General features: G+C 62.8%; 13 protein-coding genes. All 13 read right to left on the bottom strand.

Annotated features, from left to right (window positions below; translation table 11 throughout):
* Positions 1 to 54: 54 nt before the first annotated feature.
* Entirely contained in the window at positions 55 to 1263 is a 1209-nt protein-coding gene (locus tag HJ583_RS06855) for a LytR C-terminal domain-containing protein (RefSeq protein WP_170021188.1), read from the bottom strand.
* On the bottom strand, positions 1260 to 2207 hold the full coding sequence (locus tag HJ583_RS06850; protein WP_170021187.1) for a type II secretion system F family protein: 948 nt from the start codon (positions 2205 to 2207) through the stop codon (positions 1260 to 1262). The genes HJ583_RS06855 and HJ583_RS06850 overlap by 4 nt, the downstream gene beginning before the upstream one ends.
* Before the next feature lie 11 nt (positions 2208 to 2218).
* Entirely contained in the window at positions 2219 to 3193 is a 975-nt protein-coding gene (locus HJ583_RS06845) for a type II secretion system F family protein (RefSeq protein WP_170021186.1), read from the bottom strand.
* Between the two features lie 25 nt (positions 3194 to 3218).
* Positions 3219 to 4589 (bottom strand): CpaF family protein, encoded by a 1371-nt coding sequence (locus HJ583_RS06840; RefSeq protein WP_170021185.1) that lies wholly within the window; start codon positions 4587 to 4589, stop codon positions 3219 to 3221.
* A gap of 46 nt (positions 4590 to 4635) precedes the next feature.
* Complete coding sequence (locus HJ583_RS06835; RefSeq protein WP_170021184.1) at positions 4636 to 5811, bottom strand: AAA family ATPase; 1176 nt, start codon at positions 5809 to 5811, stop codon at positions 4636 to 4638.
* Positions 5812 to 5833: 22 nt separating this feature from the next.
* The gene (locus HJ583_RS06830) at positions 5834 to 6289 is read right to left on the bottom strand and encodes a TadE/TadG family type IV pilus assembly protein (protein WP_170021183.1); all 456 of its coding nucleotides are present in this window, start codon (positions 6287 to 6289) and stop codon (positions 5834 to 5836) included.
* Positions 6286 to 6738, bottom strand: a complete 453-nt coding sequence (locus HJ583_RS06825; RefSeq protein WP_235943705.1) for a TadE/TadG family type IV pilus assembly protein — start codon at positions 6736 to 6738, stop codon at positions 6286 to 6288. Before HJ583_RS06825 ends, HJ583_RS06830 begins: the two co-directional genes overlap by 4 nt.
* Before the next feature lie 9 nt (positions 6739 to 6747).
* Positions 6748 to 8007: a pilus assembly protein TadG-related protein gene (locus tag HJ583_RS06820; protein WP_170021181.1), complete on the bottom strand. Its 1260-nt coding sequence runs from the start codon at positions 8005 to 8007 to the stop codon at positions 6748 to 6750.
* Between the two features lie 10 nt (positions 8008 to 8017).
* Positions 8018 to 8317 carry a hypothetical protein gene (locus HJ583_RS06815; RefSeq protein ID WP_170021180.1) on the bottom strand — a complete coding sequence of 100 codons (300 nt, stop codon included), beginning with the start codon at positions 8315 to 8317 and terminating at the stop codon, positions 8018 to 8020.
* Positions 8318 to 8330: 13 nt separating this feature from the next.
* Positions 8331 to 9998 (bottom strand): type II and III secretion system protein family protein, encoded by a 1668-nt coding sequence (locus HJ583_RS06810; protein WP_217423279.1) that lies wholly within the window; start codon positions 9996 to 9998, stop codon positions 8331 to 8333.
* Positions 9999 to 10022: 24 nt separating this feature from the next.
* Positions 10023 to 10919 carry a Flp pilus assembly protein CpaB gene (gene cpaB, locus HJ583_RS06805; RefSeq protein WP_170021179.1) on the bottom strand — a complete coding sequence of 299 codons (897 nt, stop codon included), beginning with the start codon at positions 10917 to 10919 and terminating at the stop codon, positions 10023 to 10025.
* Between the two features lie 256 nt (positions 10920 to 11175).
* Positions 11176 to 11724, bottom strand: coding sequence for an A24 family peptidase (locus HJ583_RS06800; protein ID WP_217423278.1), 549 nt, complete (start codon positions 11722 to 11724; stop codon positions 11176 to 11178).
* Between the two features lie 100 nt (positions 11725 to 11824).
* Positions 11825 to 11989 carry a Flp family type IVb pilin gene (locus tag HJ583_RS06795; protein WP_170021178.1) on the bottom strand — a complete coding sequence of 55 codons (165 nt, stop codon included), beginning with the start codon at positions 11987 to 11989 and terminating at the stop codon, positions 11825 to 11827.
* Positions 11990 to 12006 lie beyond the last annotated feature (17 nt).

Raw genomic sequence — 12006 nt, 5'->3', positions numbered from 1 at the left:
CCCGCCGGCTGAAGCCGGCCCGACCAAACCAAGCCTGCCCAATACGGCTCCCGCTCAGAGCCCCAGTAGTGCCAGCCAGGAAGACGCACGGCTCGACGCCTGTGCGGGCGGCGCCCAGGCAGCCAATTGCGGCGGCTGATCGTCCTCCGGCAGGCTCGCTACCAGCGGACGCACATCCTTGCCGAGCACGATGCGCAGATGCACCGCACGCTTGCTCAGCAAATCGTCTCCCGCTGCGGTCTCGGCACCGATGCGCCGGGCCAGCTGCTCAGCCTCGGCCTGATAGCCGCGGGCATAGTGCACAAGGGTCTGTTGCTGGGTAAAGGGACGCTGGTCATTGAGCCTGGCGACGGGAACCCCCTCACGCATGAGCAAGGCCTTCACCCGGCGCGCGGCCCCACGCATGCCCATGGCATTGGATATCTCAAGCCGGTAAGCAGGCGCGTGCGCCACACCCGCCACACTGAACAACATCGGTGACAGGGCAAGGCGCCAATCAGCCAGATCATTCGCCGCTATCGTGCTGTCAGGCGCGGCGACGAGAGTGAAGGCCTCCATTGCAAGAGCTGGCGCAGGCGAGATGGGTGATATGGCCGGCGTCACCATCGCCTCGGCCAAGGGCGTTGCCGCGGCTGCCGGCTGACTGGCAAAGCGCATCTCGATGCGCTGCGGACCAGACTCATTCAACACGAGACTCGGCGCACTGCGCAGATCCGCCACCGGCTGCGCAGACGCCACTTGCGGCTGTGCCGGCAGCGCCGCGAGCTGCAGATTGTAGGCCGCCCGCGGATTACCCGGCTCCAGACGCAAGGCCTCACGGAACTGGGCATTCGCCGGCCCGAGCTGCCCGGCGAGAAACTGCGCGTAGCCCAGATTGTTGCGCAGGCCGGCCTTGTTGGGCGCCAGCTGCACCGCACGATCGAGCAGGATCAGGGCCTCTTCGAGGCGCTCGCTGCGAGCCAGCAGCACCCCCAGCGCATCATGCGCCTCGGCATGCAGCGGATCCGCCGCAATCGCCTTGCGGTAGTAACTCTCCGCGACAGCCACACGTGCCTGCAGATCCTGATAGCGACCCAGGCGATAGAGACTCTCGCCATAGCGCAGCGCGTCGGGCGAGTTGCCGGCCCGCATCACCGGCTCGATCTTCCAGGTCGGGCCGGACGCCTTGGTTTTGGGGGACGGCGTGAAACAGCCTGGCAGCGCCAGCATCAGGGCGATCAGGAGCAGCTTTGGCGCTGCGCATTTCAGGGCATCGGTTTTCATTGACCACCTCCCAGCGTCGGCAGGAGCACGCGGTAGATCTGGATCAGGGCCGGCCCGAGCAGGACCAGCATCAGCGAGGGGAAGATGCAGAAGATCAGCGGGAAGAGCAGTTTCAGGGCGATCTTGGCCGCGGCTTCCTCGGCGCGCTGGCGGCGCTTCACCCGCAGCATGTCGGACTGGATGCGCAGCGTAGCGGCGATGCTGGTACCGAAGCGGTCCGCCTGCACCAGCATCGAAACCCAGCCATCCACCTCTTCCACGCCGGTGCGCGCGGCCAGATTGCGCAGGGCCCGCTCGCGATCGCTGCCGGCCCGCAACTCCAGGCCTACCAGGCGCAACTCTTCGCTGAGCACCTCGCTCTTGGTTTCGATATCGGCCGCTACGCGCCCCAGCGCGGCATCCACGCCCAGCCCGGCTTCCACGCACACCGTCATGAGATCCAGCGCATCCGGGAAGTTCTCGAAGATGTCCAGCTTCCGTTTCGCCACCAGATGGGCCAGCACCAGATTGGGCAGGTAGTAGCCGAAGCTCGCGGTCAGCAGCAGGATCAGCAACACGCCATTGAGCTGCATGCGGCTGGAACTGAGCGAGAGGCCGATATAGGCAATCAGCGGAAAGCTCAGGGCGAGCAGCGTCTTGGCGCTGAAGTAGAGCGTGGGGGCAGAAGAGGAGCGGATACCAGCGTTGAGAAAACGCGTGCGAATGCCGGATTTTTCCCAACCCTCTTCGGGCAGAGAAAGCCGCTCCAGCGGATGGACCAGGCTCGCCATGCGCGAGAACCAGTCCGCCCCGCCGCCCCGGGCTTCACTGGGGGCGCTGGCCGGGCCCAGGGTCCGCAGGCGATCACGCACCGCACTGGGCAGCAAGCCACTGAGCATGAAGGCTACCAGGCCACTCACGGCGAGGAAGATCAGGGCAAGAAAGGCTATCTGGACGAGGGTCATGATCGTGCCTCCTAGACCCGGATGCGGATGATCCGGCGCATCCACCAGGCGCCGAAGAGCATCATGCATGCGGCACCATAGACAAGCTTGAGGCCGAAGGGATCGGTCCACAGCACGCTCAGGAAACTCGGGTTCGAGATCTGGATCGCCAGCCCCACGGCAAACGGCAGCATGCCCAGAATCCATGCCGACATGCGTCCCTCGGCCGAGAGGGTGCGGACTTCGCCCATTAGCTTGAGACGCTCGCGTACGATGGCGCTGATGCTGTCGAGCAGTTCGGCCAGATTACCGCCGGTTTCGCGCTGGATCAGCACCGCCACCACGAAGTAGCGCAGATCGGTGCTGGGCACCCGCGAGAGCAGATTGAGCAGCGCATCGCGCAGATCCACGCCGTAATTGATCTCATCGAAGAGCACCCGGAATTCGGCCCCCACCGGTTCGCTCATCTCATCTCCCACCATCTGCAGCGCAGTCGGAAAGGCATGCCCGGCGCGCATCGCACGGGCCATCAGATCGATGGCATCGGGCAGTTGCGCCTCGATCTTTACCAGGCGCTTGGCACGCAACTGGATCACATGCAGGGAGGGCAATACGGCACATACCACGGCCAGCAGCAGTGCCAGCGGGAAGTTACGTGCCAGCAGCAGGGTTCCGAAGAAACCGAGCGCAGCCATCAGCGCGGTAAGGCCCACGAAATCGGCCACCGAGAGCGTGGCGCCCGATTGCAGCAAGGTGCGGTCCAGCTGGTGCACCCGCGGCAGCAACAGCAGCATGCGCTCCAGCCCGCTGGACTCGCTCAAGGCGCGTTGTTTCAGGATGGTGAGCTGGCTCTGGTTATGCGCACCGGCCGAAGCTGCGCGCAAGCGGCGCTCGATGCGCTTGGCCTCAGGGCCACGGGTGGTGTTCCACCAGATGAAGCCGCTTTCGAGACCCAGCACGACAGCCACGAATACCGCGATGCCGAAGAACAGAAACAGGGTGTCCATGATTCTTCCTTCCTCTGCCCGCGCCTCAATCGAAGCGCTTGCCCGGATCAAACAGCGAATCGGCCAAGGTGATGCCGTAGGCGCGCAAGCGCTCGCTGAACTTGGGACGCACGCCACTGGCCGAGAAAAAGCCCTGCACTTCGCCAGCTTCCGTCATGCCGGTCTGGCGGAAGCTGAAGATCTCCTGCATGGTGATGACATCCCCTTCCATGCCGGTCACTTCCTGCAGGCTGATGAGTTTGCGTTTGCCATCGCGCAGGCGCTGCACCTGCACCACCACGTTGATCGCCGAAGCAATCTGGCTGCGCATCACGCGCGGCTGGGAACTCACGCCGGCCATGCCAAGCATGTTCTCCAGACGCATCAGAGCGTCCCGCGGTGAGTTCGCATGCACCGTGCTCATCGAGCCTTCATGGCCGGTGTTCATGGCCTGCAACATGTCGAAGGCCTCGGCCCCGCGTACCTCACCGAGGATGATTCGATCCGGGCGCATGCGCAAGGCATTGCGTACCAGCGCGCGCTGGGTGACTTCACCGCGCCCCTCGATATTGGCCGGGCGGGTTTCCAGGCGCACCACGTGTGGCTGCTGCAGCTGAAGCTCGGCCGCATCCTCGATGGTGATGATGCGTTCATCACCCGGGATGTAGCTGGAGAGGATGTTCAGCAGCGTCGTCTTGCCGCTGCCGGTACCCCCCGAGATCAGCACATTCAACTTGGCACGGATCAGGCCGGCGAGCAGTTCGGCCATTTCCGGCACCAGGGTGTGCAAGCTGATCAGCCTGTCCATGGTCAGCGGAATGGCTGCGAAACGACGGATCGACAGCACCGGCCCATCGAGCGACAGTGGCGGCACGATGGCATTCACGCGCGAGCCATCGGGCAGGCGTGCATCCACCATCGGGCTCGATTCATCGATACGGCGCCCGACGCGTGACACGATCTTGTCGATGATTTTCATCAGATGCGCGTCATTGACGAAGCTCACCTCGCTCTGCTCGATACGCCCGCTACGCTCCACGTACACCTGGCTGGCGTTATTGACCAGGATGTCGGAAATCGTCGGGTCTGCCAGCAGCGGCTCCAATGGCCCCAGCCCCACCATCTCGTACTGAACATCACGCACCAGGCTGCGACGCTCCTGATCATTGATGACGATGTTCTCTTCCTGCAGAAGCCCTTCGACCATGGTGCGCAACTCGACCTGCAAGCGATCCGGCGTCAGGCTCTCCATCGCCTCCAGATCAAGCCGCTCCAGCATCACCTTGTGGAGGTGACTCTTGAGCTCCTGGTAGGCCTGGCTGCTGCGCCCGGAAGTTCCGCGCGGCGTAGCCTGCTCCGCAGGCAGGGCACTGACGGTGCTCGTGCTGACTGCTTCAAGACGTTCTCTCAGCGACACGTTTCTCTCCTCGCAGCCTCACGCCCGGCCCTGCGGCGCGACGCCCTCAATGCTTCCGATTGCCGAATACCTTGCTCAACCAGCCTGTGCTATGCGCGGCCTGCCCCATCTCCGGCGCCAGATCGGCGGCCATCGCGCGCAGCTCACGACTGATCGCGTCGCTGGGCTGCCCCTGCACGATGGGCACGCCAAGATTCACCGAAGACGCGGCAGCCATGTAGCTGTTCGGCACGCTCCAATACACCCGCTGCCCGGCAGCCCGCTCCACATCGGCCACCGTAATTTCACCGCCCTTGCTGAAACGATTCACGATCATGCGAATGCGCTCGGCGGGATAGTCGAGCGAGCGGAAGGCATCCGCCAGGCGCTTGCTGTCCCTCACGAAAGGCAGGGTCAGTTGCACTACCGGGAAAATCAGGTCCGCCATGTCCAGTGCCTGCAGGGTCAGCACATCCAGGCTGCGCGCCACATCCACCACCACAAAATCGTAGTTGCGGCGGGCCAGGCGCAGGATCGCCTCGACATGCTCGCGCCGCACATCCGGTGCATGAGCCGGATCCTCCGGTGAGGCCAGAACATGGAAATTCGGCCTCACCTCGAGCATCGCCGCAGACAGCAGCGATGCATCCAGGCGATGGATCTCGCGCGCCACCTCGGCCAGATTGCTCGGTGGCCGCTGATCGCTGACGAACATCACCGCATCACCGAACTGCAGATTCAGATCGATCAGCGCCACGCGGCTACCACGTTCGCTAGTCAGGGCATAAGCCAGATTCGAGGCCAGGAAAGTCGCGCCAGCCCCCCCCTTGCAGGAGATGAAGGCCAGCACCTTGCCATCACCGCGCCGGCCGGCGAGCTGGTTGCGCTTGAGCAGAATGCGCCCCAGCACATTCTTCAGTGCCGCATCATCGGCCGGTGCCGGCAGCACTTCGCGCACACCGGCACGCATCGCCTGCATCAGGAACTGCGCCGACGTATCCTGGCTCACCAGCAGAATCTCGATATCGGGCCGGCGCTGGGTCAGGGTCTCGATCGGGTGCAAGGAATCGGACGTAGCCGGATCCACGATCAACACATCAGGGCCGACGCCATCGATGAAGGTGGGCAAATCCTCGACGCGCCATACCCCACCCGACACCTCGGCTTCCGGATCCTTGTCGATCGCGGCGCGGCGGATCTCATTGAAACGGGCAGCTTCGCGGCAGAGCACCTTGATTTGCATGGCGGGCATCCATGATTGTGTTTCAGGGGGCTGCGCACACCGGATTGGCACCGCCCTGCACGCCCGGCAGCGAACTGGCCAGGCTCTCACGCGGCAGAGTGGTACGAAATTCAGGCAGGGTCAGCCCCAGTGGTACGAAGGGGATATAGGTATTGATCGTCAGGCCGGCTTCCACCCTGACCGTCACTTCGGTGCAGTTCGCGGCCGTGCAGCCGGACGGCGTGTATTCGAGCAGAACCTTGTTGGCAGGGATCAGGGGATAGAACGCGGCAATCTGCTGGGCAACGACCGGCTCACCGACATTGCACACGGCGGCCATGCGGGCGCCCATGCGGGTCAGCTCGGTGGCCGTGTTCCAGTAAAACATCACCCGGCCCATTTCCATGGTCCCCAGCAAAAGCATAGCGAACACCCCGAACAGGATCGCCATCTCGACAGCAGCGGCGCCCGTCTGGAAAGAAGAAAGATGGCGTTTCATGATCCCTGCCTCATGCTGGCGTGAATCGGGCCGAAAGTGATATCCGGCACCATGGCCGGCACGATGGCATCGAAGACATAGCCAGTAATCGTGACCGTCACGAGATTGAGGGAGCCCGACCCGGTCGCCTGCCCAAGATGCGTCCCGGCGCAGTTGCTGGCGTCGCACACCGCCACATTGGCCACCGTCAGCCCCGGCAGCAGGGGCTGCTGTCCGGAACAGTCGCGCTGCCCGCAGACGGCCAGGTTGCGAGCTATGTCAATCGCCGTGGCATTCCCTGCCGCATGCTGGCTCAGATAGCGCGCCGCACTACGTGCCGATTTGGTCAGGGTGTCGTACTGATACACCGCCCGTCCATACTCCATGATGCCGACTGCCAGCAACACCATCACCGGCAACAGGATCGCGAACTCGACCACCATGGCGCCACCTTGAACGCGTCTGCTCATCATGGCCTCCTACTGCACCAGCACCGGCACCAGCGGGCCGAAACCCCCAGGCGTGCCTGAGGTCGTGCATGGGCTGTCAGCATCAGTCGCCAGCCCCCTGTACTCGAGATACAAGGTTCCGCTCGCGCCATTGGACATCGGATTGAGCATCAAGACGCAAGCCCAGGCATCGATCGTCACGTCTCGGCCCCCAGCACAATTAATCATCGGGACCGTCACCAGACGGCGGGATCTATTTCCCAGACTGAGTACAGAACTATCTTGTGGGTTACCAGAAATATTGCCACCCGGCCCGCTAACGCCATACTCACCGGGAATAAATGGATCATTTCTTCCAGCCCGTGTCACAAAATCGGCATAGGCCGAAGTATCGATAGCAATGATCGTCGTGGCTGGCGACTTGTTCGGATAGGCATAACCCGTGTCAGCCGGCTGCACATAGTTCGGGGAGGCAGGATCTGGCGAATAGGCGTTCGCGCCATTCGGATAAATGCCGAAGTGCGTGTTGTAGGCACTCTTGGCTCCTTGCTGCTGCCCCGGCTGCTGCACCGGGCTGCCAATCTGCAGATCACAGACCTGATTGACACCGGCCAGCTGATCGCGGATTTCGCTATTGCCGCCGGCATTCGGCGTGAAATCCACCCAGCGGAAACTGCCGTCCAGATCATCGTTATTACCCGCAGAGGTGAAATTTGAATGCAGCCACGCTCCGACCGTGTAGCCCCCGGACTTGCTGCACACGCCCAATGGAATGACTTCGCAGGAATTCTGGGACGGAGACTGCGTGGCAACAGCGGTCGCCGTCAGTGAAGCAGGACCGATATTCGCGTTCAGTGCCCGCATGAAGCGCGGCACGATGCCATCCGCCCTGGCGATACACATCACAAATTTCGATGCGGGATTTGCCGTCGCCCGGGTGAGATAGGCACCGTTGGGCACGAAGTTCATCGAAAATCGAACGTCGGCCGTGGTCACCACAGCAGCCGTAGCCTGGAAGTCCCGGTTATTGCGCGCCGCAGCCAGCACGCCGGCATTCTCGGCATCGAGCAGAATGCCCGCGGTGCAAGCTCCAGCCAGGGCCGGATCGCACACCAGCTCGGCCGCCGCCGCCAGCGCGCAGGCATCGGCAGAAGTCTGCAACTCGCTCCGGTTCACATACAGCCGCCCCAGATCCAGCACCAGGCCGGCAAAGCCCACCAACACTGCGAGCGAAAGCGCGACCATGATCGCGATCCCGCCGCCTTGTGGCTTGGTGATGTTCGCGCGCATGTTCAGTCACCTACTTCGTGGTGCTGCCACCGCTGCTGCCAGTCCCACCGGAAGATGGCGTCTGCATACCGGTTGGCGCTGGCTGACGGAAGCTCTCGTTGTAGTTGCGCATGGCCTCGCCTGCGGCCTTGCCATCGACACCGCGCACCGGATCGGAGTCCAGTGAAGCGGCCGGGTTGCTCGTCTGCATGGCCTTGAGCGAATTGAGTGAAGTGCCGAATTGCTCGTCGGTGCGTGGCGTGGTGCTGGCCACACAGGCTGCGAGCAGCGGCAGCAACAGAACAACGCTGGATGATTTCAGGGTGCGCATGATTCGTCCTCCCTCACTTCACTTCAAAGCCGCCTTGGGCGGGCGCCGGATTGGCTGCTGCCGGCGGTGCAGGCGGTACGGAAGGCTGCCGCCCTTCGAGCTTGCCATCCATGATCATGTCGTAACGTGTCGGTTCGCTGTAAGCGTCCGTAGGCAGCACATAGTCGGCCGGCAGCGGTTTCACCAGACGCGGAGTGATCACGAAGACCAGCTCGGTGCGGTCGTTCTGGAAACTGGTGCTGCGGAACAAGGCGCCGATGATCGGCAGCTCTCCCAGGAAGGGGAAAGCGGTGATGCTGGACGAGACGTTGTTCTTGATCAGGCCACCGATCGCGAAGCTCTGCCCGTCCCTTAGCTGTACGGTGGTAATGGCCTTGCGGGTGGTGAAGGAGGGCAGGATCGTATTGCCGCCGATACCGCCGGAAGAAATCGTGACCCCACGCGAAGAAAGCTCGGAGACCTCCGGATTCACCTTCAGATTGATGCGCCCGCCGGCGAGCACGGTGGGCGTGAACTTGAGGCTCACACCGAACTCCTTCTCCTCCAGCGCGATGGCGGTACCACCGCCTCCGTTATTGGTCTGCACCGGGATGAAGATCCGGCCCCCCGCGAGGAAGGAGCCTTCCTGGCCTGAGATGGCCATCACCGTCGGTTCGGCCAGGATCTTCACCAGGCCATCCTGCTTCTGCATGTCGGCATTGATGACGGTGGTGTTCTGCCCCGCCACCATCGGCACGGTCACCGAGCTGCCACCGATACTCGCGCTGCCAGTCGGGGCGGTAGTTGCCGTGGTGGTTCCACCATTCGTAAAGGAACCCACCATGCCGCTTCCCACCGTAGCGCCAGTCGCGCCGGCCACCTGCCCGTAGAGCAGGCCAGAGCCACCAAACAGGCCAGTCATGAAACGCATCATGGAACCGTCGGCCGAAACCAGCGCCCGCGTGAAATTGATGCCGTACTGATCCAGCAAAGCTTTGGAGATCTCGGCCACCTTCACCTCCAGCATCACCTGCTGGGGCGCGGCCACTTCGAGCATGTTGATGATGCGCTCATTGCTGCCCGGGCGAGCCGTGCCACCACCGCTTGAGCTGCGCACAAAAGCGCCTGCGATATCGAGCACGCGATCCACCACCGCCGCATCGCTCACCATTCCGGAGAGCACCAGCGAATCCCCCGCCGAGCTCACTTTCAGGCCGCTCTCAGCAGGCAGGAACTCACGAAAACTGGCGTTCAGTGCCGTAGTGTCCATGCCCACCACCACATCGAACATGGTGCACATCCCATCCCTGCCCTGCAGCACGAGATTGGTGCTGCCCACCGTCTTGCCGAGCAGGAACAGTTCGGTCGGGCTCAGCAGCAGCACATCCACATCGGCCACGCTGCTGCGGGCCGCGTTGCGGGCGGCGCTGAGGTTCTTGTCTTCCTCATCCTTGCTCTTTTCTGCCGGTCGCCCCGCCTGGGTATTCTGCGGATTGCCCAGCAGGAGGCGCACCACCGGTGCCGGCGGTTTGAGCAGGGTGGACTTGCCCAGCGGCAGACGCACGACCGGCCCGATTTCCACCCGGCTGCAAGGTGAGCTGCCCTGCGCGGCTTTCGCCGGAGCGGCCTGCACGGCGCTGGTCATGGAAGCAAGGGCCAGCAAGGTGGCCAGTTCAAGCAAACGGAATGAATTGGATCTCATGGCTGAACCTCCTGCCGTGGGTGCTCAGAAGCACTCGACGGATTTGCTGGTACCACGGATGACTTCCACGCAATCACCTTGCCTTGCCGGTGCCTTGGCAACCGGGGCTGCGGCAGGCTTGCGCACGGGGGAGCGCGCCACCGGTTTGGCTGGGGGAGCGACGACTGGGGCACTCGCCGTCGGTGTGGCCACCGGCGCCGAAGTTTCCATGCTGGCCAGCAGGATTTCCTTGGTTACCCCGCGCGTAGCGCTCGGTGTCTGGTCAATCGGGTTACGCAAGACCAGCGACAGATTGCCAACGGAACGCGCCAGATCGATCTTCTCGGCCTGCTCCGGCGTGACCTCCAGCGTCACCGCATTCACCACCCGCGGTTTGGTTTCATCGCGCCCCGCTTCCTGGCCCACCGCCAGCACCAGGATCTGTTCCAGCACGATCTTGGAGATCGATAGATCCTTGTCGTTGGTGCGCTGGGAGCCCTGTGCCTCCTGGGTGTTGACCATGATGTCCACATAGTTGCCGGGCAAGGCATAACCGGCCACACCCACCACATCATTGACCCGCACGGTGATTGCACGCTTGCCTGCGCTCAGCACTGCAGAGAGGCCGCCTTGGGTGCCCTCGGGCGCCAGCTTGCCTTCAAGAATCGGCTCGCCACGCGTGAGGCTGGTACGCACCACCCGCCCTGCCAGCTTGCCCGGATCCTTGTGCGCGCCGGAGGGCATGGTGCCCATCGGCCAATCGATCATCATGATCATTTCGGGAGTGATGCGCGAGCCGAGCTGCACATCCATCATGGCCACTGCGACACGATCCGCGCTCACGCGGCTCTGTTCGCGAATCCATCGTGCGGCGATCAGTACGGCGGCCAGACCTGCCAGTACCGCCACGACCAGCATCACGATGCTGCGAGTATTTTTCATGAACAGGCCCTCCTTGAAATGATCCTGGAGAGCGGCGAGGCGTCTGGATAAAAGCTGACGCGGCGTCGCATGGCGGAGCCATTTTCTGCGGCGCCGCAAATGTGTTTCTTGCACCTGATTGTGGTTCGCGAATTTTGCTTCGCCAGTACCCCACCCTTTTTGTCAGCAACTATTCCACAGTCGCCAGACGATTCCACACAAAGCCACAATTGAAACAAAAACTCTGGCCAAAAAACGCCAATGGCATTAACTAAAATCAGGCTAGCGGCCAGCTTGTAAAACGCGCGAGCAGAATCTGGGCGAGCGTGCCGCAGGCAATTGCCAGGGCATAAGGCAAACGCCCGGTGGTAGGTAAATCCGAAATTTTCAAACCACTGCCCCGGCCTGCCACCGTACACAGCAACATCAGGCGCAGGTTATCCATCACTTGCGGCAAGGCGCGCGTGAACAGCGCCACGACAAGCGCCAGCACCCCGCCGGCAACCAGGCTCAGAAGCACGGCGCCGCTCACCTGGAGCGGGCCGAGAAAAGCCCCGAGGGCGGCCATGAGTTTGACGTCGCCCGCCCCCATCACCCGGAAAGCATAAAGCGGCAGCAGCAGCACCCCGCCGATCACGACCCCCAGCCCAGCTGAAAGAATGCCGAGGCTGCCTGCAGAGGCCATGAAGAGCCCGCCACCCGCCGGCAGGAGGAGCTGCAGGGCAAGACCTGCAATCAAACCAGCCAGCACAACCCGGTTGGGGATGCGCCGGCTGGCGATGTCATGCCATAACGAGAGCCCCAGCAACAGGGCTACGGCAGGCAAGCTAAGAAGCCCAATGCTCATACGAGCAAGCGTCGTAACTCATGCTCGCAAACCGGCGAAGAATCTTCTCCCACCGGCTTACGCTTCAATAGCATGACCATTACGGGGCGACGGCAGCACCAACCGCGTCAAACGTCGCATCCAGATTCGTGCCGATCAAACGAACGGCAGCGATAATCACCACCGCAATCAAGGCAGCCATCAGACCGTATTCAATTGCGGTCGCGCCTTCTTCGTCTTGCCAGAATGTACGCAGGGTTTTCATGATTCACTCCTCTTTCA

The sequence above is a fragment of the Uliginosibacterium aquaticum genome (genome assembly GCF_012972705.2).
In the GTDB taxonomy this organism is placed as follows: domain Bacteria; phylum Pseudomonadota; class Gammaproteobacteria; order Burkholderiales; family Rhodocyclaceae; genus Uliginosibacterium; species Uliginosibacterium aquaticum.
Note: the sequence above shows the minus strand (reverse complement) of the source record. Positions and strands in the feature narration are given on the sequence as shown.

Bases quoted from the DNA above. Each gene is read 5' to 3' on its own strand.
- HJ583_RS06825 (WP_235943705.1), bottom strand. From the start codon at position 6,738: ATGAGCAGACGCGTTCAAGGTGGCGCCATGGTGGTCGAGTTCGCGATC.
- HJ583_RS06835 (WP_170021184.1), bottom strand. From the start codon at position 5,811: ATGCAAATCAAGGTGCTCTGCCGCGAAGCTGCCCGTTTCAATGAGATC.
- cpaB (WP_170021179.1), bottom strand. From the start codon at position 10,919: ATGAAAAATACTCGCAGCATCGTGATGCTGGTCGTGGCGGTACTGGCA.
- HJ583_RS06820 (WP_170021181.1), bottom strand. From the start codon at position 8,007: ATGCGCGCGAACATCACCAAGCCACAAGGCGGCGGGATCGCGATCATG.
- HJ583_RS06815 (WP_170021180.1), bottom strand. From the start codon at position 8,317: ATGCGCACCCTGAAATCATCCAGCGTTGTTCTGTTGCTGCCGCTGCTC.
- HJ583_RS06810 (WP_217423279.1), bottom strand. From the start codon at position 9,998: ATGAGATCCAATTCATTCCGTTTGCTTGAACTGGCCACCTTGCTGGCC.
- HJ583_RS06795 (WP_170021178.1), bottom strand. From the start codon at position 11,989: ATGAAAACCCTGCGTACATTCTGGCAAGACGAAGAAGGCGCGACCGCA.
- HJ583_RS06855 (WP_170021188.1), bottom strand. From the start codon at position 1,263: ATGAAAACCGATGCCCTGAAATGCGCAGCGCCAAAGCTGCTCCTGATC.
- HJ583_RS06830 (WP_170021183.1), bottom strand. From the start codon at position 6,289: ATGAAACGCCATCTTTCTTCTTTCCAGACGGGCGCCGCTGCTGTCGAG.
- HJ583_RS06850 (WP_170021187.1), bottom strand. From the start codon at position 2,207: ATGACCCTCGTCCAGATAGCCTTTCTTGCCCTGATCTTCCTCGCCGTG.
- HJ583_RS06845 (WP_170021186.1), bottom strand. From the start codon at position 3,193: ATGGACACCCTGTTTCTGTTCTTCGGCATCGCGGTATTCGTGGCTGTC.